The sequence below is a fragment of the Pseudomonas defluvii genome, from assembly GCF_001695625.1.
Taxonomy (GTDB): Bacteria; Pseudomonadota; Gammaproteobacteria; order Pseudomonadales; family Pseudomonadaceae; genus Aquipseudomonas; species Aquipseudomonas defluvii.
Genome location: NZ_MBPN01000036.1, coordinates 22322 through 46038 on the forward strand (window position 1 = coordinate 22322; position 23717 = coordinate 46038).

At 59.2% G+C, this 23717-nt stretch carries 27 protein-coding genes and 3 pseudogenes; 22 read left to right on the forward strand and 8 right to left on the reverse strand.

Annotated features, from left to right (window positions below; translation table 11 throughout):
• Positions 1 to 283: 283 nt before the first annotated feature.
• From EKA13_RS12290 to EKA13_RS12310, 5 genes are all read right to left on the reverse strand, one after another.
• Positions 284 to 1093, reverse strand: a complete 810-nt coding sequence (locus EKA13_RS12290; protein ID WP_065759670.1) for a helix-turn-helix transcriptional regulator — start codon at positions 1091 to 1093, stop codon at positions 284 to 286.
• Positions 1094 to 1169: 76 nt separating this feature from the next.
• Complete coding sequence (locus EKA13_RS12295; protein WP_065759671.1) at positions 1170 to 2519, reverse strand: MFS transporter; 1350 nt, start codon at positions 2517 to 2519, stop codon at positions 1170 to 1172.
• Between the two features lie 86 nt (positions 2520 to 2605).
• Entirely contained in the window at positions 2606 to 2794 is a 189-nt protein-coding gene (locus EKA13_RS12300) for a DUF2783 domain-containing protein (protein WP_083199803.1), read from the reverse strand.
• Between the two features lie 10 nt (positions 2795 to 2804).
• A complete protein-coding gene (locus EKA13_RS12305) occupies positions 2805 to 4505 on the reverse strand; it encodes an FAD-dependent monooxygenase (RefSeq protein ID WP_065759673.1) in 1701 nt (566 codons plus the stop codon).
• A 412-nt stretch (positions 4506 to 4917) separates the two neighbouring features.
• On the reverse strand, positions 4918 to 5370 hold the full coding sequence (locus EKA13_RS12310; RefSeq protein ID WP_065759674.1) for an Lrp/AsnC family transcriptional regulator: 453 nt from the start codon (positions 5368 to 5370) through the stop codon (positions 4918 to 4920).
• Between the two features lie 98 nt (positions 5371 to 5468).
• On the opposite strand from EKA13_RS12310, the gene EKA13_RS12315 reads away from it, so the two are divergent.
• Positions 5469 to 6080 carry a LysE family translocator gene (locus EKA13_RS12315; RefSeq protein WP_083199801.1) on the forward strand — a complete coding sequence of 204 codons (612 nt, stop codon included), beginning with the start codon at positions 5469 to 5471 and terminating at the stop codon, positions 6078 to 6080.
• 62 nt (positions 6081 to 6142) lie between these two features.
• Here the strand turns inward: EKA13_RS12315 and EKA13_RS12320 are convergent.
• Positions 6143 to 6250: pseudogene (locus EKA13_RS12320) on the reverse strand (transposase domain-containing protein); the annotation flags it as partial.
• A 74-nt stretch (positions 6251 to 6324) separates the two neighbouring features.
• Here EKA13_RS12320 and EKA13_RS12325 point away from each other — a divergent pair.
• The 4 genes and pseudogenes from EKA13_RS12325 to EKA13_RS12345 form a co-directional block, all read left to right on the forward strand.
• A pseudogene (locus EKA13_RS12325) lies at positions 6325 to 6534 on the forward strand (transposase); the annotation flags it as partial.
• 159 nt (positions 6535 to 6693) lie between these two features.
• Positions 6694 to 7563, forward strand: a pseudogene (locus EKA13_RS12335) (phage integrase); the annotation flags it as partial.
• A gap of 670 nt (positions 7564 to 8233) precedes the next feature.
• On the forward strand, positions 8234 to 8452 hold the full coding sequence (locus EKA13_RS12340; RefSeq protein WP_065759675.1) for a hypothetical protein: 219 nt from the start codon (positions 8234 to 8236) through the stop codon (positions 8450 to 8452).
• A 231-nt stretch (positions 8453 to 8683) separates the two neighbouring features.
• Positions 8684 to 9322, forward strand: a complete 639-nt coding sequence (locus EKA13_RS12345; RefSeq protein ID WP_065759676.1) for a DUF4145 domain-containing protein — start codon at positions 8684 to 8686, stop codon at positions 9320 to 9322.
• Between the two features lie 53 nt (positions 9323 to 9375).
• Here EKA13_RS12345 and EKA13_RS12350 read toward each other — a convergent pair whose 3' ends face one another.
• Both EKA13_RS12350 and EKA13_RS12355 read right to left on the reverse strand, forming a co-directional pair.
• Positions 9376 to 10416: a phage portal protein gene (locus EKA13_RS12350; RefSeq protein WP_065759677.1), complete on the reverse strand. Its 1041-nt coding sequence runs from the start codon at positions 10414 to 10416 to the stop codon at positions 9376 to 9378.
• Between the two features lies 1 nt (position 10417).
• Entirely contained in the window at positions 10418 to 12169 is a 1752-nt protein-coding gene (locus EKA13_RS12355; RefSeq protein WP_065759678.1) for a terminase ATPase subunit family protein, read from the reverse strand.
• Between the two features lie 152 nt (positions 12170 to 12321).
• Here EKA13_RS12355 and EKA13_RS12360 point away from each other — a divergent pair, with 152 nt between their 5' ends.
• From EKA13_RS12360 to EKA13_RS12440, 17 genes are all read left to right on the forward strand, one after another.
• Positions 12322 to 13176 (forward strand): GPO family capsid scaffolding protein, encoded by an 855-nt coding sequence (locus tag EKA13_RS12360; protein ID WP_065759679.1) that lies wholly within the window; start codon positions 12322 to 12324, stop codon positions 13174 to 13176.
• Positions 13177 to 13213: 37 nt separating this feature from the next.
• Positions 13214 to 14224: a phage major capsid protein, P2 family gene (locus EKA13_RS12365; protein WP_065759680.1), complete on the forward strand. Its 1011-nt coding sequence runs from the start codon at positions 13214 to 13216 to the stop codon at positions 14222 to 14224.
• Between the two features lie 3 nt (positions 14225 to 14227).
• Positions 14228 to 14929 carry a phage terminase small subunit gene (gene gpM, locus EKA13_RS12370; RefSeq protein WP_065759681.1) on the forward strand — a complete coding sequence of 234 codons (702 nt, stop codon included), beginning with the start codon at positions 14228 to 14230 and terminating at the stop codon, positions 14927 to 14929.
• Between the two features lie 102 nt (positions 14930 to 15031).
• Positions 15032 to 15508, forward strand: coding sequence for a head completion/stabilization protein (locus EKA13_RS12375; RefSeq protein WP_065759682.1), 477 nt, complete (start codon positions 15032 to 15034; stop codon positions 15506 to 15508).
• The gene (locus EKA13_RS12380; RefSeq protein ID WP_065759683.1) at positions 15508 to 15720 is read left to right on the forward strand and encodes a tail protein X; all 213 of its coding nucleotides are present in this window, start codon (positions 15508 to 15510) and stop codon (positions 15718 to 15720) included. Before EKA13_RS12375 ends, EKA13_RS12380 begins: the two co-directional genes overlap by 1 nt.
• A 54-nt stretch (positions 15721 to 15774) precedes the next feature.
• Positions 15775 to 16089, forward strand: coding sequence for a phage holin, lambda family (locus EKA13_RS12385; RefSeq protein WP_065759684.1), 315 nt, complete (start codon positions 15775 to 15777; stop codon positions 16087 to 16089).
• Complete coding sequence (locus EKA13_RS12390) at positions 16086 to 16925, forward strand: N-acetylmuramidase domain-containing protein (protein WP_065759685.1); 840 nt, start codon at positions 16086 to 16088, stop codon at positions 16923 to 16925. The genes EKA13_RS12385 and EKA13_RS12390 overlap by 4 nt, the downstream gene beginning before the upstream one ends.
• Positions 16925 to 17368, forward strand: a complete 444-nt coding sequence (lysB, locus tag EKA13_RS28370; RefSeq protein ID WP_065759686.1) for an Rz-like lysis system protein LysB — start codon at positions 16925 to 16927, stop codon at positions 17366 to 17368. Before EKA13_RS12390 ends, lysB begins: the two co-directional genes overlap by 1 nt.
• Positions 17262 to 17480: an Rz1-like lysis system protein LysC gene (gene lysC / locus EKA13_RS28110; protein WP_245704330.1), complete on the forward strand. Its 219-nt coding sequence runs from the start codon at positions 17262 to 17264 to the stop codon at positions 17478 to 17480. The genes lysB and lysC overlap by 107 nt, the downstream gene beginning before the upstream one ends.
• Positions 17464 to 17997, forward strand: a complete 534-nt coding sequence (locus tag EKA13_RS12400) for a phage tail protein (protein WP_065759687.1) — start codon at positions 17464 to 17466, stop codon at positions 17995 to 17997. The genes lysC and EKA13_RS12400 overlap by 17 nt, the downstream gene beginning before the upstream one ends.
• The gene (locus tag EKA13_RS12405; protein ID WP_065759688.1) at positions 17990 to 18445 is read left to right on the forward strand and encodes a phage virion morphogenesis protein; all 456 of its coding nucleotides are present in this window, start codon (positions 17990 to 17992) and stop codon (positions 18443 to 18445) included. The genes EKA13_RS12400 and EKA13_RS12405 overlap by 8 nt, the downstream gene beginning before the upstream one ends.
• 61 nt (positions 18446 to 18506) lie before the next feature.
• The gene (locus tag EKA13_RS12410) at positions 18507 to 19082 is read left to right on the forward strand and encodes a phage baseplate assembly protein V (protein ID WP_065759689.1); all 576 of its coding nucleotides are present in this window, start codon (positions 18507 to 18509) and stop codon (positions 19080 to 19082) included.
• Positions 19079 to 19423, forward strand: a complete 345-nt coding sequence (locus tag EKA13_RS12415) for a GPW/gp25 family protein (RefSeq protein WP_065759690.1) — start codon at positions 19079 to 19081, stop codon at positions 19421 to 19423. The genes EKA13_RS12410 and EKA13_RS12415 overlap by 4 nt, the downstream gene beginning before the upstream one ends.
• Entirely contained in the window at positions 19420 to 20334 is a 915-nt protein-coding gene (locus tag EKA13_RS12420) for a baseplate J/gp47 family protein (RefSeq protein WP_065759691.1), read from the forward strand. Before EKA13_RS12415 ends, EKA13_RS12420 begins: the two co-directional genes overlap by 4 nt.
• Entirely contained in the window at positions 20331 to 20942 is a 612-nt protein-coding gene (locus EKA13_RS12425) for a phage tail protein I (protein WP_065759692.1), read from the forward strand. The genes EKA13_RS12420 and EKA13_RS12425 overlap by 4 nt, the downstream gene beginning before the upstream one ends.
• The gene (locus EKA13_RS28115) at positions 20935 to 23013 is read left to right on the forward strand and encodes a phage tail-collar fiber domain-containing protein (protein ID WP_218060842.1); all 2079 of its coding nucleotides are present in this window, start codon (positions 20935 to 20937) and stop codon (positions 23011 to 23013) included. Before EKA13_RS12425 ends, EKA13_RS28115 begins: the two co-directional genes overlap by 8 nt.
• A gap of 8 nt (positions 23014 to 23021) precedes the next feature.
• The gene (locus EKA13_RS12440) at positions 23022 to 23591 is read left to right on the forward strand and encodes a phage tail assembly chaperone (RefSeq protein WP_065759693.1); all 570 of its coding nucleotides are present in this window, start codon (positions 23022 to 23024) and stop codon (positions 23589 to 23591) included.
• The last annotated feature ends 126 nt before the right edge of the window (positions 23592 to 23717 follow it).

Genomic DNA, 23717 nt, shown 5'->3' on the forward strand with positions numbered 1-23717 from the left:
CTCTATCTCTATTCTCGTGCCCAGCATGTCAAAGGGATCTGAGCAATTTTTTCCAATAGATCGAGTGGCCTGTGCCCCGCTCGGTTGCCCGCCCGGCAAAGCGCACACCAGGTGCATTGTCCTCGAGTCGTGCCGATCCGTGTGCTTGAGCACCATGGTGCAAGCGCGGCCTCGCCGATCAGTAATCCAAATAGACGATGGCTTTTCAAACTGCCCTCCCCTCGTCACCAAAACCAGCACCACCTTCGGCTCCCGCGGTGGCAGCTACTGTTCGCTGGCCATTTCAGGCCCACTCGGCCCGCGTGACTAGCCCGAACAATTCACGCAAGCCATTGATGCCCAGTTTGCGGTACAGGCGTTTTACGTAGGTCGCAGCGCTGACGGGCCGAACGCCCAGCTGCTCGGCGATGTCTTCCACCGTCAGGCCGCTCAGCATCAGGCGCAACAGTTCCTGTTCGCGCAAGGTCAGCTCCACGTGCTGCTGCCTGATCACCCGCTCGGCCAGCAATAGAGGCATCTCGTTGGCATGCAGGTACGCGTGATAGTGCAGGCGCACGGCCTGGATCAGCAGCGGTGCGAGGGTTTCAAGGTAGTTCATTTCCCGTTCCGAGAAACGTCCATGCTCACGACCACGGTAGAAGTTCACCGACAGCCAGCGGTTGCTTTCGCAGTGGGTCAGCAAGGCCACGCGCTCGGAAATCTGTGGTTGCTCGTAACAGATGCGCCGGTACTCGCTGTGCGCGATGTCATCGATGGACTGGCGTTGCACGATGGTGTTGTGCACGGCGCTGCTCTGGTTCATCGCCTGCTGGTTGCCATCCAGGCCAAAGAAGCGCTGGACATACTTGTTGGAAATCACCGGCAGCGACACTTCACGCGCCCGGTCCGCAAAGGAGAACACCTCTGGGTTACGGCGCTTCGGATAGGCAAAGATCGTGCACTGGGCCAGCGGTACACCGGGGCCGATGACCTGCAGCAGATCAGCGGCCAAAAACCGGCTGCGGTTCACACCGACCCTGGCGAGCAGGTTGGCGGTGTGACCGAGATTGAGGCTGTGTTCACTGCTGCCGGGACGCAAGGGCCAGTAGTGCATGACGGGTTCTCTCCGCGTGTCGGGCACAGGTGGTGTGGTGATTGCCAACCGCACGTGCCCGCTACTCTACCATCGTTTAGCGCGAGGTCTCTGGCATCGCTGGCGCGGCAATGGGCAGGCGCAGGGCCAACAGCGCACCGAGGATCATCAGAACGGCCGCATAGACAAAGCCTGAACCGAAATTCAAGGTCAGGTCTTTCAGCCAGCCGACCACCAACGGATTGACGGCCGAGCCAATATTCCCTACCGCATTGATTAGCGCAATGCCCACGGCACGCGCGCGGAAACTCAAGGCCTGGTCCGGCGTAGTCCAGAAGATCGACATGGCGCTGTAGGAGCCGCTGGCAGCCAAGCACACACCCACCAGTTGTACCGTTGGAACGCTCGAGAGCGCCGTGAGTAGCCAGCCTGCCGCCGCCAGCAGCATAGGCAACACCAGGTGCCAGCGGCGCTCACGGGTACGGTCCGAATGCAGCCCCCAGACGGCCATCAGGATGATGGTGCAAATCTGTGGAATCGCTGCCAGAAGACCGATCGAGGCGTTACTGCTGGCTGTGTTGAAGCTCTTTACGATCAACGGCGTCCATACCGCAATCATTGCCAGAGTGTTGACCAGGCAAAAATACACCAGGCAGAACAGCAGGATGTGCGGCGAAGTCAGTTCGGCCAACACGCTGCGCGCATTCTGCGCAGCGGCGGGTGTCGACGCCTGCCGGTCGGCATCCAGCGCCTTCTGCACCAGCATCTTTTCTTCGTTATCCAACCACTTGGCCTGTTGCGGGCGGTCATCCAGGTAACCGAACACCACGCAGCCCATCAGCACCGAGGGCAAGCCTTCAAGCAGGAACAGCCATTGCCAGCCTTTCAACCCCCACACGCCGTCCAACCCCAAAATCAGGCCCGACAGTGCCGCACTGAAGCCAGCAGTGAACGGCATGGCGATCATGAACAGCGCATTGGCTCGGGCCCTGTAGGCTGCGGGAAACCAGAAGGTCAGGTACAGCAGCACGCCGGGCAGAAAACCCGCTTCGGTCACCCCGACCAGGATACGCAGCAGGTAGAGCGAGGTGGCATCAGTGGCGAACAGTGTGCACGTGGAGGCCACGCCCCAGGCAATCATAAGGCTGCCAATCCAGCGACGAGCGCCGATGCGCGCCAGGGCCATGTTGCTGGGAATGCCACAGGCGATATAGGCAATGTAGAAAAAGGTGCTGGCCAGACCGAACTGGGTGCCACTCAAGCCCAGGTCGCCCATCATGGTCAGGCCGGCAAAACCGATGTTGATGCGATCCAGAAACGACAAGACAAAGCAGACAAACAAAAAGCCAATCAGTCTTTTAGAGACCTTTTTACACACCTGCTGGTAGCGGTCTTGAGCACCGGCCACCGCCGAAGTGGCCGCACTGACAATGGGGCTGCGAGTCATTGGGGACTTCCTGATTATTGTTATAGGAAGGCGCACCGGCTTGATCATTCAAGCCGGTGGCAATTGCACGATTGGCAGGGTGCTGGTTATAGGTCCAGCAACGCGGTGCGGGTCAACGCCATAAACTGCTCGGCATCGCCGAGAGCGTGAGCACTGAGCAGCGCCAGTTTCACCAGGAACAGTTCGCGCTTGCCCTGGGCTGCTTGATCCAGAGCGTCGGCGAGCTGGTCGTAGATCGTTTCAATGTCGATAAGGGTCAGTTGTTTGTGTTCCATGCTGTTGTCCTCACTCATTGCCCAAGGCCGTTTCGATGGCGGCGCGCAGCGCCTGGCCGCTGAGTTGATGCCAGCGTGCACACACGTGCTGGTCCGGGCGCACCAGATAAGCACTGCCCGTCTTCGCCCCGTATTTCCTGCGCAGGTGCCCGCTGTGGTCATCCACCTGCCCGTCCGCGCCGCTGACTGCGGTTTGCCGATTGCCGGTAACAGCCAGCAGCTGCAGCGGCACACCCTGCTCACGCAGTGCTTGCACCTGAGCCTGGATATCACCCGGCACCTCGGTGGCGTCGGTGAAGTACAGCAGGTAGAACGACGCGCCCAGCCTGTCGAAAAGGAACTGGTCATCACCGAGCCGAATGTTCAACAGCGGAGCACCCTGATGGGGGCCGCTGCTGTAGAGACTGTTGTCATCGCCCTTGAAATTGAGCGACGAATCAACGTAGTCATGGGGCCGGGAGGTACGCCAGTGATACAGCGGACGTACGAACGCCTGAGTCAGTGACAGCGACAGCACCGCATCGCGGACCAGGCAATGGCCCGGCGTTGGCGGGGTCATGAAGCGCGTGCTTTTGCCGGCTTCGGCAATGATCTCGCGCGCGGCCCCTACCCGCTCCGCGCTGTAGGAGGCGAGCAGGCCCGGGCCGGCAACGCCCTTGATGGTCAGGGCCAGTTTCCAGCTCAGGTCATGGCAGTCCTGAAAGCCGGTGTTGGCACCACGAACACCGAAGATTGGCAGCAAGTGCGCGGCATCTCCAGTAAAAATCACGCGATCATGAATATAGTTCGGCAGGGTCAGCGCCCGCGCCGAATACACCGAGCACCAGTCCAGCTCCCACTGCGGATTCTGCACCCCAACGATGGCCAGTTGTGCATTGATTCGCTCGCGCAGGGAATCGGCGGACAAGGCGTGTTCCGGCGTCTCATCGCGCGGCAGCTGATAGTCGATGCGCCAGATATTGCCGGGCTCCCGGTGCATGAGCACCGTATTGCCCGGGTTCCAGTGCGGGTCGAAGTAAGCCAGGCGCTCGGTGGGCAGGTCGAGGTCGATCTTGATGTCGGCAATCACAAAGCGCCCTTCATAAGCGGCGCCTTCTAGTTGCAGGCCAAGCAAACTGCGAATGGCCGAGCGCGCGCCATCGGCGGCGATAACCCAATTGGCTTCCAGCGTGTAATCACCGGCCGGCGTATCAATGTCCAGCGTCGCATAATCCCCGGCCTGCACTAGCGCAGTGACCTTGTTGCCCCAACGCAACTCGATCAACGGGTTGGCCTGACAGGTCTCGACCAGAAACTGCTCCAGGCAAGGCTGTTGCAGGTTGGTCATCGGCGGGAAGCGATCGTCCGGGTCGTGGGGGGCCTCCATGCGGAACACCCGCTGGTTGCGGTAAAAGGAATTACCGAAACGCCAGCTAAGCCCCGCCGCCATCACCCGTTCGGCGACACCGACTTGCTGGAGAATTTCCAGGGAGCGGCGGGTGAACACGATGGCGCGGCTGCCTTCGCTGACCTGACGTTCAGCCTCCAGCACAATCGACGGAATGCCGTAGCGGGCCAGATCCAGTGCTGTAGTCAGCCCGATAGGTCCGGCGCCGACAATGACCACAGGGCGACGCTCGACCTGTGCGGCATTCACACTGGCAGTGTGGGCAGGGAAAACCTGGTAATTGAAGTAAATTGAGCGACGAGGCTCGGCGAGCGGTGTGTGCATCGCAGTGCATCTCCGGTTTTTATGTTTATTGGCCTGAGCCGTTCGGAATTGCAGAGGACTTTAAGCGGTGCGCGAAAAATCAATGTCCCCTTGAGGAGACAACTTTGTGCAAGCGCCAACTGTGGGCAGGCTTTGCACCGACCCGATGACACATTCGATGCCCCTGACCGTAAATCAACTCGCAGAACTCCAGGCCTTCGCAGAACAACTGGCCGATGCCGCTGCGCAATGAACCGAATACGGTCTGGGTGACAGATACCGCCTACATCCGTACCTACGAAGGGTGGCTGTAATTGGCAGTAATGCTGGATCTGTTTTCTCGCCTAGAGATCGGTAAGCGTCCGGGCAACCCACTTTTCGAACTCTGCATCAAGACCGGTGCTCTACGTGTGGCCCTCCGCAGTCTCTAAGCTTAGGCACGGTCGTTCTTTGGCGTGTCCATTACGATGTAGCTCGTAATCGAAGAAACATGCGGCTGCGTACCCAAGACATCATTGTGGAATGTCTTGTAAGCCTTCATGTCCGCCAGTTCAACACGCAGAAGATACTCAATAGTCCCGGTGACGGTGTGAAACTCAACCACATCCGGACATGCGCTGATCGCTTTTTCAAAAGCCCGAAGACTGTCCTTCGTGTGATTGGAGAGTCCTACGGTAACGTAGGCCACAAACCCTGCTCCTAGGCGAGATCTGTCGATGACCGCCCTATAGCCTGTGATGACCCCAGATCGCTCTAGCTCTTGAACCCTTCTCAGGCAGGCGGAGGGAGACAGCCCGACTCGTTCGGCCAGCTTCAAATTGGTCTGGCGGGCGTCCCGAGAAAGCTCACACAATATTCTTCTGTCGATCTGGTCAAACTCTGCCATTAGTTGCGTCAGTCCTGGGTTTTTACGTCATTATGCAACCATTGTGCGTAAGTTGCGCTATAAAATTCACGCACTTCTCAACCAGGCTCACCCTTGTCATGACCGATCCCACGCTCCTCATTCCATTTGTGATTTTCGCCATAGTGATGACCGGTACACCGGGCCCTAATAACGCCATGGTGCTGGTCTCAGGTGCGAAGGTTGGCGTGATGCGAACGATGCCCTTGGTGAGTGGTATCGCCCTTGGAGTCAGCTTGCAATTCGTGCTGCTTGGGCTGGGGCTAGGTACCCTATTTGACGCGGCGCCAGGTTTTCATACAGCGCTAGGCGTCGTCGGCGCAGGCTATATCCTTTGGCTGGCCTGGAAAATTGCAACCAGCGGCCCGCTGGAAATCGGTCAGGACAGCCGGCCCCCAATGGGGCTAGTGGCGGGCGCGGCATTTCAGTGGATAAATCCGAAAGCGTGGGCGCTTTCAATTAGCGCATCTGCAACCTATATACCCGTCGAAAACCATGTGCTAAACCTATGCCTAGCAGGTGTTCTATTGGCGGCTCTGTCGATGCTATGCGTGGGGATCTGGGCAGTGGGTGGGGTTGCATTACGGCAGGTGCTAACGCGCCCCAGTTATTCGTTAGCCTTCAACATCTCTATGTCCATAATTTTGATACTGACTACGATGCCTGCGATTCTGCGGTTGGCCCTTTCATAGCCGTAGCAAGTCCTACCTACAGCCATTGAACAGTTAGCGTCCGGCGGACATGCCTTGCATGGTTAAACGGGCGCCCATTTATGCGGCAGCAACTCCGTAATGTCACTCGCCCGCTGCGTCGGCAAACGAGTCAGAACGTCCTTCAGATAGGCATACGGATCATGCCCGTTCTGAATCGTCCCTGGTTTCCTAGACACCTCCAAGCCTCATAATGAGGCCCAAATAGGAGGTGCCATGAGTCGTCTTGCGTTACCCCGAAGAATTCAAGATTCAAGCGGTCAAGCAAGTGACCGAAAAAGGTAAACCTGTCGCCGATGTCGCTCAGCGACTGGGCATGTCCGTGCACAGCCTCTACGCCTGGATCAAGGTCTACAGCAAGCCCCAAGAACAGCGTCAGCAAGACGATGATCAGCAGGCCGAACTGCGCAAACTGCGCGCTGAACTCAAGCTGGTGGGCTACATGAGCGCATCGCTGGCACAGCAGGATATCGGTCGATTTTTGATGCAGCGCTACAACTGGCAGCGACCGCATCAGTTCAACAGCGGGCTGGCGGCCGCTGTTGCTGAGGAAAAACTTAACGCAGTGTCCGGGATTAGTTGACCACTACACATTCCAAAAATAACGCGCCTGATGGGGCAGCTATTCGATCGCTATGAAAGGGATGTCATTCCGGGCAAAAAGCCGCGCACCCAGAAGGACAACCTGGCCGAGCTCAAACAGCTGCGCAAAGCCTTCGATGATGCCCCGATGGAGCTGATTACGCCTCAAGTACTTGCCCAATATCGAGATCGACGGACAGGCAAGGTTAGGGCGAATAGGGAGATCGCCCTTCTCTCTCACATTTTCAACATGGCAAGGGAGTGGGGCATTACGGACCGCCCAAACCCAGCGACCGGTATCCGCAAGAACAAGGAGACTCCTCGGGACTTCTATGCAGGACCGGCGATCTGGGATGCGGTGTACGAACACGCCACTTCCGAGTTGCGCGATGCAATGGACTTGGGTTATCTGACCGGTCAACGCCCAGCTGATGTACTGGCCACCCGGGCGACAGACGTGGTTGATGGTTTTCTGCAATTCGCCCAAGGCAAAACGACAAAAAAACTGAGGATACGTCTTGAGTCGGAAACAGAGACCAGCCAGTTGGGGATACTGGTTGAGCGCCTTCTGAGCCAACGCAAGGCGCGAGGGGTTCGCAACCCTTACCTGATCGTGACAGAGGACGGCCGCAACGTGACGCCAGCGATGCTGCGCCTTCGCTTTGACGATGCGAGATCCAAGGCCGCCGCCAAAGCGATGGAAGACCTTGATAGCGTCCTGGCTGACAGCATTCGTAAATTCCAGTTTCGCGATATCCGCCCCAAAGCAGCGAGCGAAATTGAAGACCTGGCGCACGCGAGTAGGCTACTAGGGCACACCGATAAGCGGATCACGCAGACTGTTTACCGCCGCGTCGGGGAGATCGTTAAACCAACCCGATGAAACCTTTTTTACAGAGGAGTTGCGGAACACCATCGAAAAGATGCGGAACACCTTGCCTTTTCAGCGTCAAGTTTTCCGCCCTCCAAAAACGCAAAAAGCCCTGAATAATCAGGGCTTTGAATATGGCGGAAGCGTAGAGATTCGAACTCAACGTAAACGCCAGTGCCAGGCTGGAGGCCTTGATTTCCGTGGGCCTTAGTGTGCGTGCGTGAGCGTTTTTGTTCCCAGAGTGTTCCCAGCGCGGATGCACACGTCACTCGCAAGGACGGCACCTAAAGGGGTAATCGCCGTTTCAGGTTGACCCATCAAAAAAAGGTAATTTTGGTAATTGGTTTTCAAAAAAGCCCTGTAAGCCTTATAAATCAAGGTGTTGAGAGATTTGATAAAAGGTAATTTTAGGGTAATTGAAAGGTAAGCTAATTACCTACCACCGAGGTTGGATCACAAAAATACAAAACCCTTTAAAATCAGTCGCTTAATAAAAAATTACCTTTATCCTTACCTCAACTTACCTTCTTAGGTAATCGCTGGAACCCTTACAGTTCAAGGCCTGCAGCATGTCCTGGCTACCCTCCTAACCGAAATTACCTTTTTTTGATGGCCATCCTGAAAAGATGGCCGATAACGCATCGATTGATACCTACAATTCAAGGATCTCGCAGGAGGTCCCATGACCAAGCTTGATGGAAAACGATTGCACGAATTGATGGTCCTGAGCGAACCGCTGATGAACCAGGCGATGGCCGCACTTCGTAAATACCACGAGGCGAAAGGGGTTCTACCTGACGACCAGGTTGAATTGCTGCGCCTCGAAGCTGAGTCACTATTCCAAGCTGTCAGCGCGTATCAGCTCAGGGCATTGGGTGGTGCATCACCTACCCTTCAATAGCTGCCTCCCCGCAGGGATTCGCAGGGAAGATTACTATTTCAAAACCGCAGAGGGCCCCGCTCCTGGGCCGCCCGCAGTACTCCGCAGGGGTGCAGAAATCCCAGCATATTTAGCCCGCAGGCGTGGCGGGGGGACGAGGGCGCGCGCCCGGGTCCAGTAGACATTTCCCGATGGTTTGGTATTAATGAGTGCGGCGGTCATCGGGTACAACAAGTCAATAAGGAAAGTGCAATGGAAACAGTGGTACCGCAGTACCGCTTGGAGGCATTCAATTGTCCTCACTGCGGCGCATATGCGCACATGACGTGGTGGAATCTCCGTTACGAGAACGCCGGCTTCAGCATCCTGGAGGGAGCTCTGTGCATGAAGTGCGATGAGCCAAGCTTTTGGCGAAGAGACCAGCGCCGGATGGTGGACCCACTTTCGACCACAGCTCCGCGCCCAGCTGCAGATATGCCAGAGGACGTTAGAAAGGATTACGAGGAAGCAGCAGCGGTTTTTGGGGTGTCTCCCCGAGCAGCAGCAGCGCTACTTCGACTCGCGCTTCAGAAGCTTTGCGTTCATCTGGGAGAGAAGGGCGATAAAATCGATACCGATATTCGAGAGCTAGCCAAGAAAGGCGTCCTCCCCCAACTGCTTATTAATGTTGCGGACACTGTGAGGATTACAGGCAACAATGCAGTGCATCCTGGTGAGATGGATGCAGCAGACGTCGATTTAGTCGCGTCAAAAATGTTCAAAATGCTTAATCTGATTGTGCATAAAGGCATAACCGAGCCAGCAGAATTGAAGGCCTTGTACGAATTGGTGCCTGAAGGTGCGCGGGCGGCTGCTGAGGAAAAAGATGCGAGAGCTCGCGCAGACAATTAAACAAGCGCTTGCAGCCAAGCCGCCTGCATGGCGGCTCTTTCAATACGCGGAGATCAGCCCCCGCTCGCCGGTACCTCGTAAGGTCGGAACGAAATCACTTCCTCGCCCAACCACTCGTTGATTTGCAACAGTCTTGCCTGCTCAGGCTCTAATTCGTTCAGTGCCCATATCTGAGTGGCGTCGCGCACTGACCCGAAGCCGCCCGCGTTTTGCGGCACCACCCCCATCAATTGAGGCGGAATGCGCAGCATTGCCAGCTGGTCATCCCGGCTTATGTTCTTGATCGTGCCGAAGTCATCCTTGGCGGCAACCTCACTAATCGGGATAAGTTGGATTCCGTCCTTTTTCCCGTTCGGTGCGTACATGAATAGGTTGCGGAAGTTGCCCGGCCCTTTGCTGTTTTTCATCGCCTTGCGCAGGTCGTCGACGAAATCTTCGTTGTGAGCCGCGTCGGTCATGTACAGGATGAAGCCGGCGTGGCTACCGTTCTGATAATACTTGCGCCGGAACAGAGTCGCCGCCTCATTGAGCAGGGCTGCCTGCAGCGCTGGCAGCCATTCTGGCAGTCCGTAGACCTCCTGGTTGATATCCGCCACCCGCAGATGGCAGATGCTCCCTGCACGAAACTCGTGCTCATCCCGCCAACTTCGCACTTGGTAGTAAGTGTCCAGGTCCGACCCTCGACGCATGTACTTCGCCAGGCATGGTCGTAAGCCAAGAGCCTGGCGCAGCATGTTGTCGCGCTTCTCCAGGTAAAGGTTGCCGGACCATCCCAAGTCCATGACGATCTGCTCGAACGCCTGTCGGCTCAATAGCCTGTGAGGAATGAAGGTCCGTGCGAGAGCGTTCCGCTTGAAGATCAGACCCGACTGCAGGTAGACGCTGGCCTTCGATGAACGAGCCAAGCCCTCAAGGGACACTGGCGGCTCGTACCAGCGACCATTATCGTAGCACTCAAGGTAATCTAGGACCTCCCGGCCATCGAGCACCGGGATCGGTTCGCCAAAGGTGAATGCCTCAGCCTTGCCAGCCGGGCCGTCCAGCCGATCGTCCACACTCGCCGGCACAGTGCCGGCCTGCTCAAAAGTGCCCATCTCAATAGATCTCCATGATTCCGGTGTTGGCCACGGTCTGGCCCTCCAGCGGCTCGTTGTGCAATGCGTGGAAAAGTGCCCAGGCCAGATCCGCATGGCCAGTGGCCTCGTTTCGGCCCGCGGTGTATGTGAACTGGCGACCACTTGGGGTGATGGTCTTGCGGATGGCCATGAGCGACTGAGCGACGTCTGTCCACCCAGCGTCGAACTCCAAACGGCCCTTGCTGATCACGTCCCAGGCCTTCATCACCAGGCGAGTCTTGACCTCGGGGTTGTAGGAGAAAGTCCGTAAAGCAGGGAAGAACTGGCGCACCAGCTGCGCCACCGCGCTGCCCATGCCGGTTGTATCGATGCCGATGTAGGTCACGTTGTAGCGGCGAGTCACCTGCCGGATGGTCTCGGCCTGAGAGTTGAAGTCCATACCGCGGAACTGATGACGCTCCAGGACGAAGAACTTGCCGCCCGGCACCAGCGGCGGTCCCAGTACTACCAAGCCGGCAGAGTCACCGCTCTCGGCTGGGTCGTACCCGATCCAGACCGGACGCTCGCCGAATGGCCGCATCGCAAAAGGGCTGTAGCCCGGCCAGTCCCAGCTTTCCACCATGCACGGCTGCAGCATCGAGAGCGGAAAAATGCTCGACCCATCATCAACGAACTGGCACATCAGCAGGTTCTGGAAGGCGGCGGGGTCGTACTCCATCCGTAACTCGTCCAGGTCGAACAGATCGCAGCCGCGGGACTCGGCGTCCATGATCGTGACGATCTGCCGCCAGATCTTATCCTCGCCCAGCCGGCCCTGTTGAAGCGCCTCATGGCTGACGTCTAGCTGAATGTGCTGGGCGGTTGGTTTGCCCTTGTTGACGCGCTCCCCTGTCCACCACGGGTAGGCCTGGTGCGCCATGCTGCTCGGCGTAGAGAAGTAGGTTTTGCGCCACCGCTTCTGTAGCGCCATGCCCGACGCGACCTTGTTGATCTCGGCGAAGCCGTGAACCCAGAAAAATTCGTCGAAGTAGAAGTTGCCCGACCGCCCCTGGGCGGTGCGGAAGTTCGTACCGAGGAAGTGCAGCTCCGCGTTGTTCCAAAGCACGATCGGGTCGCCGGTCAGCTTGACCCCCAGCACCTCATTGAGGAACGACTGCATGTAGGTCTTGAACTGGTGGGCCTGGGCCTTGCTCGCAGACAGGAAGATCTGATTTCGGCCTGTAGTGATCGCATCGATCAGCGCCTCCCGAGCAAAGTAGAAGGTGGCCCCGATCTGCCGGCTCTTGAGGATCATCCTGGTGCGCTGGTTCCCCGCGCGATACCAATCCAACTGGTAGTCAAAGCAGCCGTCGCGGAAGGCTTCGACGAGCAGCTCGATCTGCTCCTCGTTCAGCTCGTTGCGCACAGCCTGCTTCTTCGGTCCCTCATTGCGCTTGGCGATATTCGGGTTGAGATCGGTTTCGGTACCGCCGCCCTGGTAGCGTTGAATGCGCGCCTGTCGCTCAAGCTGGCGATGGAGAAGATCGATCTCCTTGAAATCGCCGCTGGTCTTGCCCTCCTTGAGGAACAGTTGAACGAGTCGTGCCTCCAAGGCACCGCCAATCCGCTCGACGCTGTCGGCCTTGTCCCAGCCATCCCGAGCTTTCCAGCTGTGGACTGTTTTCTCTTTCTCGCCCAAGTAATCGGCGATATCGGTGATGCGCCAACCCGTCCAGTACATGAACTTGGCTTGGCGGCGGGGATCGGTCGTGAGTTGGGCGGTAGTGTTCATGGCGCCGATGCTGACGCTCACGCGCGCGTTGCCCCACTGCCGCGCCCTGTAGCCCCCCCGCCTACAAAGCCAGCGCGTTGCCGTGGCTCAGCCGGCTGAGGACCATGCCCCTCATCGCAAGGCACAACGCCACCCCAATGAGGATTCCCGGCATGTCCGATAGCACCAAATCCCCAGCCAAGAAATTCCGCTCCAAATGGACCCGTATCGCCGTCGAAGGCGCGACCACCGATGGTCGCAACATCGAGCGCAGCTGGATCGAGGACATGGCGAGCACCTACAGTCCAAACACATACGGCGCCCGCATCAACTGCGAGCACATCAAGTGGGCTTGGCCGGGTGGCGAATTCGGCGCCTATGGCGATGTCTTCGCGCTGAAAGCCGAAGAAGTCGAAATCAACGGCGTGAAAAAGCTGGCCCTCTTTGCTCAGTTGGAACCGAATGACGCGCTGATCGCCCTCAACAAGGCGGGTCAGAAGATTTACACCTCAATCGAAGTTGACCCGAAGTTTGCCGACAGCGGCAAAGCCTATCTGGTTGGCCTCGCTGTAACCGACACCCCGGCCAGCCTTGGCACCGAAGCACTGTCGTTCAGCGCTCAGCACGGCTCGCTGGCCAGCCGCAAAAAGGACAAGGACAACCTCTTCTCCGCGGCGGAAGAGACCGCCTTTGAATTCGAGGAGCTCACTGAGACCTCCAGCATGTTCGCCAGCCTGCGCGAAAAGGTTGGCGTCCTCCTGGGCAAGAGCAAGGAAAAGGAAGGCAAGGACGCCGCCAATTTCGCCGCCCTGGGCGAGCTGATCGACCAGCTCGCCACCCACGGCGTCGAACAGGCCGAAGCCTTCACTGCCGAGCGCGCTGCACGCGAAGAGCTCCAGGCCAAGCACGACAAGCTGTCCACCGATTTCAACGAGCTGGTCAAGCGCCTGGGCGAAAGCGAAGACCACACCCAGCAGAAGCGCCCCCCTATGGCTGGCGGCGACGGCCAAGTCGTCGCTGACTACTGACCCCAGTCGCTACCACACCCCAGTTCGGAGAACCACCATGCAGAAGCAAACCCGAATCGCCTACAACGGCTACCTGGCCCAGCAAGCCAAGATCAACGACGTCACTTCGGCGGCGGAGGCCTACACCGTTGCCCCGGCTCCCGCGCAGAAGCTTGAAAGCGCGATCCAGGAGTCCAGCGCATTCCTGAAGAAGATCAACATCATCCAGGTCGACGAGGCCGAAGGTGAGGCGATCATGCTCGGCGTCAATGGTCCGACCGCCAGCCGCACCGCGACCGGTCCTGGCAAGCGACGTCAGCCACGTGACGTTAGCTCGCTGAAAGCTGATACCTACGCCTGCAAAAAAACCAACTTCGACACTGCTGTGCCGTATGCGAAGCTCGACGCCTGGGCGAAGTTCAAGGACTTCCAGACTCGTCTGTCTGGTTCGATCGCTGAGCGCCAGGGCCTGGACCGCATCATGATCGGCTTCAACGGCACCAGTGCGGCCGCGGACACAGACCTGGCAGCCAACCCAATGTTGCAAGACGTGAACATTGGATGGCTGCAGAAAATGCGCGACCGAGCGCCTGAGCGTGTCATCGACGAGGGTGATGTCGCCGGCAAGGTAACTCTGGGCGCCACTGGCGACTATAAGACGCTCGACGCCCTGGTATTCGACGCCATCCAGTTGCTGGACCCTTGGCACCGTAAGCGCTCTGACCTGGTCGCCCTCATCGACCCAGCATTGCTGCACGCCAAGCAGCTGAAGGCTCTGGAGAACGGCGCTACCTCTAACCAGGAGGCCAATGCCGCAGACGAAATCATCGTCAAGACTCGAGTTGGCGGTCTGCCAATTGAACACGACGTTCCATTCTTCATCGAAGGTGCGGTCTGGGTTGGTCCGTTGAGCGCACTGTCCATCTACGTCCAAACCGACAAGCGCCGCCGTCACATCCGTGACGAACCCGAGTACGACCAGGTCGCTGATTACCAGTCGTCCAACGAGTCCTACGTCGTCGAAGACTTCGGCGCCTGCGCCTTGGTCGAAAACATCGAGAAGGTCTAAGCCATGAGCCTGACCCTCGCCCAACGTACCCAACTGCGCAAGCGTGCCGCCCAGGAGGCGGCACTCACCGCACCGACCGCGCTCATGGATGGCCTGAGCAACTACGAGTTGATGCTCGCCAAGCTCCAACAGGATCAGCTGCGCTTGCAGCAGGTTCAGTCAACCCAACACAAAGCACTGGTGAAGGCCGAGCTCCTGGGTGAGTACAAGCCCTACATCGACGGCGTGCTCTCAGCAGGCCGCGGTGCGCAAGATGACGTGGTCACCACTGTCATGTTGTGGCGCTTTGATGCCGGCGACTGGACTGGCGGCCTGGATGTCGCGGTGTACGTTCTGCAGCACGGCCTGAAGATGCCCAACCGCTTCAACCGGACCACTGGTTGCCTGGTTGCTGAGGAAGTCGCCGAGGCGGCGCTCAAGGCACAGAAGGCAGGCGAATCGTTCCCCATCGACGTCATGGTTCGTACTGCCGACCTCACCGAAAAGCAGGATATGCCCGACGAGGTCCGCGCCAAGCTCAAGCTGGCCCTGGGTCGAGGCAACTTAGAGGGTCTGGACGCTACCAATCCAGGCCAACTAGGTCAGTTGCAGACCGGCATTGATCTGCTCAAGCGCGCAATTGAGCTGCACGATCACTGCGGTGGCAAGAAGGATCTGGAACGCGCCGAGCGGCTCCTCAAGAAACTCGCCGGCCCCACCGGCTAACCGAGCGTCCCACGCAACCCGGCGGCTCGGGGCGGATCAGCGGCGAATCTCGCTCAGCTGTGAAGTCCCGACCACCGCCGACTTATTCAGAGTATCGCCATCATGAGCGGATTCATTCCAGGCGGTCTGGCGCCGAGCCCCTCTGTCCCAGGAGCTCACGTAAACAGCGAGCCGTTCTGGCCGTCGATCGACTTGGACAAGCTGCGGGAGACCCTGCGCATTGACTCCAGCGTGACCTGTGCCCGGCTTGAAACAGCAGTGATCGCGGGCATCATCAGCGTTAACCGCGACCTGGTCGAATGGCGAGCAGCCAAACAGGCCGCCGGCTACGCCTCATTGGACGAAGTCCCAAGTGAGAAGATCCAGGGCGCGTCACAGTTGGTTTACCTGTACTTGCGCGCAGTTGAATGCGCCGCAGGAGCAGAGGTCTGCGAGCGGTACCGGGGGTTCGATAGCTCCGGCAGCGGGGCCAAGAAGGCCGACGATAACGAGCCCACCATTGATGACTACCGCCGCGATCAACGCTGGGCCATCCGGGATTTTCTCGGTGTCTCCCGCACAACCGTTGAGTTGTTGTGATGGCCGAGCAACTGCGTACCCAGCAAAACGACACCGTCGATGCGCTCTGCTGGCGGCACTACGGCCGTACAGCCGGCGTTTGCGAAGCGGTATTGGCCGCAAATCCCGGTTTGGCAGATCACGGCCCGGTGCTACCAGCCGGCCTGCTCATCACCTTGCCGGATCTAGAGGCCACCGCACCGCAGCGACAGATGGTGAACCTATGGGATTGAACACCTGCCAACACCAGCCTGCCCCCAACAACCCTGGACCTTGGAATTATGCGAATGCCTGACCGTCCCGACACCTGGGCCTGGCTTGCCGCCTGGCTCGAACAGAACTGGCCAACCCTGTATGCCGGAGCGCTCGCCCTGGTCATCGCGGCGCTACGCATCATCTACGGCGGAGGAACACTTCGCCGCATGGTGGTGGAGGCTCCGCTTTGCGGCGCATTGGCCTTGGCTGCCAGCCATGGCCTATCCCTACTCGGCATCCCGGCATCGACCGCGCCGTTCTTCGGCGGGGTGATCGGCCTATTGGGCGTCGAAGGCACCCGTGCTGCAGCCAAGAAATTCTTCACACGCAAGGTGGAACAGGCATGAATGCTATCCGACACGGTGACCGCTCCCTGGCGGTCAGAGACCTGCAGCGCAAACTCAATGAACATGGCGCCAAGCTGATCGCGGACGGTGCTTTCGGTGATGCCACCGAGGCCGCTGTGCGCGCATACCAACACCGCATCGGCCTGGTCGCCGATGGGATCGCCGGTACCAAGACCCTCGACAGCCTCCAGGGCGCCGACTGCCAGCAACTGCTGAAGAACGCCGATCTGGTCAACGCGGCCAAGCGCCTGGGCGTTCCCTTGGGCGCTGTCTATGCCTTGAACGAGGTGGAATCCAAGGGTCGCGGTTTCCTCGACAACGGCAAACCGGTGATCCTGTTCGAGCGTCACATCATGTACCGCCAGCTTCAGCAGCGGCGGCTACCCGATGACGACCTGGTGCAACTCAAACAGCATGCGGACGAACTTGTTCTCTTGCAGCCTGCCCTGGTCAACCCGAAACCTGGCGGTTATATCGGTGGGAGTGCAGAACATCAGCGCTTGGCCCATGCCCGCATGCTCGATGACACCTCAGCTCTGGAGTCCTGTTCCTGGGGGGCGTTCCAGATTATGGGGTTCCACTGGCAGCGCTTGGGCTATGCCAACGTTCAGGACTTTGTTGCAGCGATGACTCGCAACGAGTCGGAGCAGTTCGAAGCGTTCGTCCGCTTTATCGAAGCGGATACCACGCTGCATAAGGCGCTGAAGGCTCTTAAGTGGCCGACCGTGGCCAAGCTGTACAACGGTGCCGACTACAAACGGAACCTATACGACGTGAAGCTGCAGCGTGCCTTCGAACGGCACCAGAACTGCGGCTGCGGACAGGTGGCCGCGTGATGGAGCTTCGCGACGGGCTGCTGGTTGGCGTTCTTCTCGCCGCTACGGCCGCTGGCTTGTGGGGCTGGGGACAACAGAAGCTCCTCGACACCGAGCAGGAGAAGACCAAGAGCCTGCAGGAAAAGGTCGACACCGCTCTGGGCATCGCCAGTCGTAACCTGGCCACCGCCAACGAACTGAAATCCACCCTGGAGCGCGAGCGCGAAAGCCAAGCCCTGCTGCTCAAGCTCCAGGGCGAGCTGCGCCAGTCCTTGGCCGACCGACAACACCTGATCGTGAGCCTGACCAATGAAAACGAAGAGCTTCGCCAATGGGTTATCCAGCCTCTGCCTGACGCTGCTCGCCGGCTGCGCGAGCGCCCCACCCTCACCGGCGCCAACGCTTATCGTGAGTGGCTGTCCGGTGGTCGTGCCGTGCACTCTCCCGGCAACGAACCCCAGTGACAACGGCGACCTGCTCAACGACCAGGACACCGTTGAATCGGCCTGGGCCGAATGCGCCGCCCAAGTCGATCGCGTCTACCTGCACCAGGTGAACAATGAACAAGCCCAATAGCCTGCGAGAGCATCTGCTCGCCGCCGTCCCAGGCCTGAAGCCCAACCCTGATCGGCTGCTCATGTTCATCGACAGCGGCAAGATACGCTGCACGGCAGCCGCGGGACTTTCTTTCGAGTACGCCTACACGCTGCAGATCATCCTGACCGACTTTGCCGGCCACCCGGATAGCGTGATGCTGCCAATCCTGGGCTGGCTGAGGGTCAACCAGTCGGAGCTGCTGGCCAACCTCGACAAGTCTGCCGAGGGGCTCAAGTTCGAGGCCGATGTCCTCGACCAGAGCAAGGTGGACCTCAGCATCACCCTGCCGCTGACCGAACGCGTGATAGTGAAGCGTTTGGCCGACGGCACCTTAGACGTAAGCCATGCCGATGAACCCCAATACGACCCATACGAGAATCAGGGAGAAATTACCCTGTACGCCAACGGCGAGCCGCTCGCATCCTGGCAACCGCCCGCATCCCCCGATGGAATGGCCCTGACCATGCCTCACCCGAAACGGCCAGACCGTGGCTGACCTCGACGCTCTGGCGGACTTCGCCGGCCCGTTGCTACAGCGCATTGAGCCCGCTGGCCGCGCAAAGCTGGCCCGTACCCTGGCGCAACAGCTACGCCGCGCCCAACAACAGCGCATTCAAGCCCAACACAACCCCGACGGTACGGCGTTCACGCCGCGCAAGCCTCATAAGCTGCGTGAGAAACAGGGTCGAGTGAAGCGCAAGGCGAAAATGTTCCAGAAGCTGCGCACCGCCAGCTATCTCAAGGCCCAGGGCGACGCCAAGAGTGTGACGGTCGGTTTCACCGGCCGTATTGCCCGGATCGCACGTATTCACCAGTACGGCCTGCGCGATCGAATCGCGCCACGGGGCCCCATGGCACAGTACGAGCAGCGGGAACTTTTGGGCTTCTCCAGCGAAGATCTGGAGCAGCTCAAGGACGCAGTGCTCGCTCACCTCGACCTGTAGGAACGGCAGCTACAGTCACCGTCTGCTGCACGCGCGCGCACGGAGCGCGATCCTCGACGGCATGAACAGCATTGCCGAAATCAACCGCATCCTGGAAAACCTGATCCGCTTTGGCACCGTTGCCGAGGTGCAACACAAGCCGCCTCGCGTAAAGGTGGCCACAGGAGGCCTGCTCACCACCTGGATACCTTGGGCGGCCCCACGGGCCGGTGCTGATCAGGAATGGGATCCGCCTACCGTCGACGAGCAGGTGCTGCTGTTATCGCCGAGCGGGCAGCTCGCCAATGCTGTAGCGATTACCGGAATTTTCAGCGAATCGATCAAGGCCAATGGCGACCGTGCCGGCCTGCACCGCCGCACGTACGCCGATGGCGCCGTTATCGAGTACGACAGTGAAGCCCACCACCTGTCCGCCACACTGCCAGACGGTGGCACCACAGACCTGGTCAGCACGGGCGGCATCCGAATCGTCGGCAATATCACCCACGAAGGCGACTACAACCAAACCGGCAATCAGACCATTACAGGCTTGGTGACAGTTACCGAAGACGTGGTCGCGGGCGGTATCAGCCTGGTTAAGCACCCTCATGGCGGCGTCATGCCAGGCCCTGGCAAGTCAGGAGCACCCGAGCAATGAACCGCTTGAACGGCTCAACCGTAACGACCAGGGCACACATTGCCCAATCCGTCGAAGACATCCTCACCACACGCATGGGCACGCGGATCGCCCGTCGCGAATACGGCAGCCTGCTGCCCGAGCTGATCGATCAGCCGCTCAACGACGCCACCCGCCTACGTCTCTATGCCGCCAGTGTCATGGCTCTGATGCGTTGGGAGCCACGCGTCAGCTTTTCCCGCGTACAGCTGGATATTGCCGGTCTCAGCGGCCGGGCAGAACTGGAACTGACAGGCGTCCTGGTCGACAACAATGAGCCATTCAGCATGCGCATGCCGCTTCAACTTGGGGGTAGTGCATGAATACTTTCACACCGATCGACCTCAGCCAGCTCCCCGCGCCCGACGTCGTAGAACTGATAGACATCGAGCAGATCATCGCCGAGCGCAAAGCCTACGCCATCAGCCTATGGCCGGCCAAAGAGCAGGCCGAGATTGCAGGACGTCTCGAACTTGAATCAGAGCCCATTACCAAACTGCTGCAGGAGAACGCCTACCGCGAGATGGTATGGCGGCAGCGAGTCAACGAGGCTTCGCTCGCCTCGCTGCTGGCCTACGCAAAGGGTGCAGACCTCGACCAGGTGGCCGGTAACTTCAACGTGCAGCGTTTGGTCATCCAGGCGGCTGCCCTACAGGCCATCCCACCGGTACCACTGGTGATGGAAAGTGACGAGGCCCTACGCGAACGTGCGCAAATGGCATTCGAGGGACTGAGCACCGCAGGCCCCCGCAACGCCTATGTTTTCCACGCCCGCTCAGCCGCTGGCCGTGTCGCAGACGCATCGGCCTACAGTCCTTCGCCAGCGGTGGCCGTGGTGACCATTCAATCCACTGTGCCCGATGGCTCTGCCGATGTTGCCCTACTCGACCTGGTGCGCACTTACCTCAATGACGAGGACCGTCGGCCGGTGGCTGACCGCCTGACCGTACAGGGCGCCCAAGTCGTGCCCTACCAGGTCGTGGCCACCCTGTTCCTGCAAAGCCAAGGCCCCGAAGTCGAGCCAATTCTCGCTGCCGCCGAGCAGAAACTGCGGGCCTATGTCGGCCAACGCCGACGCTTGGGCATGCAAGTTTCGGAGTCGGCCATCCATGCAGCCCTGCACATTGAGGGCGTGCGCAAGGTCGTCTTGGAGGACTGGGCCGACATCAACGCCACGCTTGCCCAGGCGCCCTACTGCACCGACATTCAGTTGTCCGTGGGAAGCGAGCCATGAGCCTGCTGCCGGACAACAGCACTGCATTGGAGCGCCAGGCCGCTGAGGCTTTGGCCCAGATCGAGCGCGTACCGGTACCAATCCGCGACCTGCTCAACCCTGACCGCTGCCCCGCGCCGCTGCTGCCCTACCTGGCCTGGGCTTTCTCTGTCGATCGTTGGGACGGCAAATGGCCAGAAGCCGCGAAACGGCGGGCTATCCGGTCGTCGTTTTTCATCCACTCGCGTAAAGGCACGATCGGCGCGCTACGCCGAGTGGTAGAGCCCTTGGGCTACCTGATCGAAGTCGTCGAATGGTTCAACACCGTGCCCGAAGGAGAGCCAGGCACGTTCGCTTTGAAAATCGGCGTTCTCGATACCGGCATCACCGAGGAGATGTACCAGGAACTGACCTGGTTGATCGATGACGCCAAGCCCCTCACCCGCCACCTGACCGGATTGACCATCAGCTTGGAAGCGAACGGTCAGTTCTACCTCGGCGGCTCAATCCAGGACGGTGACGTACTAGACGTTTATCCGCCTGCGCAGCGCGACATCGAGGTCACCACCACCATCGGCCGCGGTGGACGCGAACATACAATCGACACTCTGGAAATTGCACATGGTTGACCAGAATTCTCAGTTCTACGCCATCCTCACCAATGTGGGCGCGGCGAAGCAGGCCAACGCGGATGCCTTGGGCATTCCGTGGAAAATCACCCAGATGGCTGTGGGGGATGCCAACGGCACTGACCCTACGCCCAATGCCAGTCAGACCAGTTTGCTCAATGAATGGCGCCGAGCACCGCTGAACCAACTCAAAGTCGACGATAAGGACGCCTCGATCATCGTTGCCGAACAGGTCATCCCGGCCGACATCGGTGGTCGCTGGATCCGTGAGATCGGCCTGTACGACACCGACGGCGACCTGGTTGCCGTAGCAAACTGCGCCCCAACCTACAAACCGCTTCTTAGCCAGGGTTCTGGCCGCACTCAAATTGTGCGCATGAACCTGGTGGTCAGCAGCTCCAGCAACGTACAGCTCAAGATTGACCCCAGCGTGGTACTGGCGACGCGGGAGTTTGTGACTGAAGAGCTGGCCAAGCAGGACTTCAAACACTCGGTATTGGTTGCGACCACGGGGCCGATCGTACTTAGCGGTCTGCAGACCATTGATGCTGTGGTGCTGCCAGCGGGTGCTGCGGTGCTGGTAAAGGATCAGGACGCCGTCAAGGAAAATGGTATCTATGTGGTAGGGGCCGGTGCCTGGACGCGTCGAGCAGATGCTGACGCCAACGCAAAGGTCACGCCGGGTCTGTTGGTTCATGTCGAGAAGGGCACAATCAACGGTGATGGTGTATGGCAGTTGGTCACCGATGGGCCAATTAACTTGGGTGTCTCAGCCCTGGCCTTTGAAATGGCCTTTGGGCGCACGGGGATTGCTGCTGGCACCTATCGCAGTGTGACCGTGGACAAGTACGGCCGCGTGGTAGGTGCTACCAACCCAACCACCGTTGCGGGTTATGGTCTGACCGACGTTTACACCAGGAGCCAAATTGACCAGGCCTTGGCCCTCAAGGCGCCGTTGGCCAGCCCGGATTTTTCCGGTACTCCAAAGGCGCCGACTGCTGCACCTGGAACCAACACCCTGCAACTGGCTAACACAGCATTTGTGCAAGCAGCACTTGCGGCACTGGTCGCGTCTTCGCCGGAGGCTCTGGATACGCTGAGCGAACTGGCAACCGCCTTGGGTAATGACCCGAACTTTGCGACAACGATGCTCAACGCGCTGGCGGGCAAGGCACCTCTGGCTAGCCCTGTGCTGACCGGTACCCCAACGGGGCCGACCGCAGCACCTGGAACGAACTCTCTACAATTGGCGAACACGGCTTTTGTCGCTGCGCTTGGTGCGATCAAAGCCAACTTGGCGAGCCCGGCTTTTACGGGAGTACCGACAGCCCCTACTGCGGCTCTTGGTACAAACACCCTGCAACTGGCGACAACAGCTTTTGTTCAGGCGGCTGTTGCTGCATTGGTTGACTCTTCGCCGGCTGCACTGAATACGCTCAACGAGCTGGCGGCAGCCTTGGGGGATGATCCGAACTTCGCCGCCACCATGACTAATGCACTGGCCGGAAAAGCTGATTTGGCTACGACTCTGGCAGGGTATGGCATTACTGATGCTGTGAAACTCAGTGATAAGGCACTGCAGGTTGACGCAGAGGGAGGGGTCGATAATACAAAGTGGGTAACGGTTGCCGGCGTCTCTGTTGCAATCTCCACTACGTTTGCTGGCTGTGTGGCTCACTTCGCTCGCAACACCGCGCCAGGTGGATGGCTGAAGGCTAATGGCGCGTTGGTAAGCCGCACGGCCTATTCTCGTTTGTTTAGCGCTATCGGCACGACATTCGGTGCGGGAGATGGCGCTACGACCTTTCAGTTGCCGGACCTCCGAGGGCTGTTTGTTCGTGGCTGGGATGATGGCCGTGGGATTGATACAGGTCGAGCATTCGGCGGTTACCAGGCTGACGAACTGAAGTCGCACGATCACGACTTCACCGTGAACAGCACTGACACCATGGGCAACAAGTCTGCCGACTCCAACGGTGCAGGAACGAACTCAACTGCCACCACGGCGGCTACAGGTGGTACTGAAACCCGCCCACGCAACCTCGCGCTTTTAGCGTGCATCAAGTATTGAGGGGTTCCATGAATATCTACTGTGCTCACCCATTCACCCGTGAGTATGTTGGTCAGTCCTTGGCCGATGCTGATCCGCTGGAGCCAGAAAACTGGCTGATCCCAGCCAATGCTTATGTTGATCCACCCCCGGCCTCTGTTGCCGGACAGGCAGTGGTGCGGTCTGAGGACGGCAGAGCCTGGCAGCTTGTTGCGGACTATCGCGGTACTGTTTATGACATCGTTACCGGTGATCCTCGACAACATGATGCGCTGGGTGACCTGCCCGATGATCTGACTACGGAGCAACGTCCTGGCCCGTTCCACGTATGGGTATCAGGTTCTTGGTTACTCAACGCTGAAGCACAATCTGCCGCTGAGCGCTATTGGCGTGATGGTCAGGTAACCGCTACTGAATGGTTGGTAACACGCCACCGTGATGAGCAGGACATGCAGTTGGCCACCACGCTGACACCGGAGCGATTTTCCGAGTTGCTGGTTTATCGCCAAGGCCTGCGCGACTGGCCCCAGTCAAGCCTGTTCCCGGACGTCGAACAACGCCCGGCCGCTCCTTCATGGATTGCTGAACAGCACCTGTAAAGCCACTAGCTACAACCTCACCAGCTCGCTCAACCCGCGCGCGCGCGGCAGCCTGTGCAGTGTCATCCCACTGCACAGGCACTCACCATGGCCGACGAATACCATCACGGCGTGCGCGTCCTCGAA

Excerpts from the sequence above, each read along its gene's own strand:
- EKA13_RS12290 (WP_065759670.1), bottom strand. The coding sequence starts at position 1,093 with ATGCACTACTGGCCCTTGCGTCCCGGCAGCAGTGAACACAGCCTCAAT.
- EKA13_RS12295 (WP_065759671.1), bottom strand. The coding sequence starts at position 2,519 with ATGACTCGCAGCCCCATTGTCAGTGCGGCCACTTCGGCGGTGGCCGGT.
- EKA13_RS12300 (WP_083199803.1), bottom strand. The coding sequence starts at position 2,794 with ATGGAACACAAACAACTGACCCTTATCGACATTGAAACGATCTACGAC.
- EKA13_RS12305 (WP_065759673.1), bottom strand. The coding sequence starts at position 4,505 with ATGCACACACCGCTCGCCGAGCCTCGTCGCTCAATTTACTTCAATTAC.
- EKA13_RS12310 (WP_065759674.1), bottom strand. The coding sequence starts at position 5,370 with ATGGCAGAGTTTGACCAGATCGACAGAAGAATATTGTGTGAGCTTTCT.
- EKA13_RS12315 (WP_083199801.1), top strand. The coding sequence starts at position 5,469 with ATGACCGATCCCACGCTCCTCATTCCATTTGTGATTTTCGCCATAGTG.
- EKA13_RS12340 (WP_065759675.1), top strand. The coding sequence starts at position 8,234 with ATGACCAAGCTTGATGGAAAACGATTGCACGAATTGATGGTCCTGAGC.
- EKA13_RS12345 (WP_065759676.1), top strand. The coding sequence starts at position 8,684 with ATGGAAACAGTGGTACCGCAGTACCGCTTGGAGGCATTCAATTGTCCT.
- EKA13_RS12350 (WP_065759677.1), bottom strand. The coding sequence starts at position 10,416 with ATGGGCACTTTTGAGCAGGCCGGCACTGTGCCGGCGAGTGTGGACGAT.
- EKA13_RS12355 (WP_065759678.1), bottom strand. The coding sequence starts at position 12,169 with ATGAACACTACCGCCCAACTCACGACCGATCCCCGCCGCCAAGCCAAG.
- EKA13_RS12360 (WP_065759679.1), top strand. The coding sequence starts at position 12,322 with ATGTCCGATAGCACCAAATCCCCAGCCAAGAAATTCCGCTCCAAATGG.
- EKA13_RS12365 (WP_065759680.1), top strand. The coding sequence starts at position 13,214 with ATGCAGAAGCAAACCCGAATCGCCTACAACGGCTACCTGGCCCAGCAA.
- gpM (WP_065759681.1), top strand. The coding sequence starts at position 14,228 with ATGAGCCTGACCCTCGCCCAACGTACCCAACTGCGCAAGCGTGCCGCC.
- EKA13_RS12375 (WP_065759682.1), top strand. The coding sequence starts at position 15,032 with ATGAGCGGATTCATTCCAGGCGGTCTGGCGCCGAGCCCCTCTGTCCCA.
- EKA13_RS12380 (WP_065759683.1), top strand. The coding sequence starts at position 15,508 with ATGGCCGAGCAACTGCGTACCCAGCAAAACGACACCGTCGATGCGCTC.
- EKA13_RS12385 (WP_065759684.1), top strand. The coding sequence starts at position 15,775 with ATGCCTGACCGTCCCGACACCTGGGCCTGGCTTGCCGCCTGGCTCGAA.
- EKA13_RS12390 (WP_065759685.1), top strand. The coding sequence starts at position 16,086 with ATGAATGCTATCCGACACGGTGACCGCTCCCTGGCGGTCAGAGACCTG.
- lysB (WP_065759686.1), top strand. The coding sequence starts at position 16,925 with ATGGAGCTTCGCGACGGGCTGCTGGTTGGCGTTCTTCTCGCCGCTACG.
- EKA13_RS12400 (WP_065759687.1), top strand. The coding sequence starts at position 17,464 with ATGAACAAGCCCAATAGCCTGCGAGAGCATCTGCTCGCCGCCGTCCCA.
- EKA13_RS12410 (WP_065759689.1), top strand. The coding sequence starts at position 18,507 with ATGAACAGCATTGCCGAAATCAACCGCATCCTGGAAAACCTGATCCGC.
- EKA13_RS12415 (WP_065759690.1), top strand. The coding sequence starts at position 19,079 with ATGAACCGCTTGAACGGCTCAACCGTAACGACCAGGGCACACATTGCC.
- EKA13_RS12420 (WP_065759691.1), top strand. The coding sequence starts at position 19,420 with ATGAATACTTTCACACCGATCGACCTCAGCCAGCTCCCCGCGCCCGAC.
- EKA13_RS12425 (WP_065759692.1), top strand. The coding sequence starts at position 20,331 with ATGAGCCTGCTGCCGGACAACAGCACTGCATTGGAGCGCCAGGCCGCT.
- EKA13_RS28115 (WP_218060842.1), top strand. The coding sequence starts at position 20,935 with ATGGTTGACCAGAATTCTCAGTTCTACGCCATCCTCACCAATGTGGGC.
- EKA13_RS12440 (WP_065759693.1), top strand. The coding sequence starts at position 23,022 with ATGAATATCTACTGTGCTCACCCATTCACCCGTGAGTATGTTGGTCAG.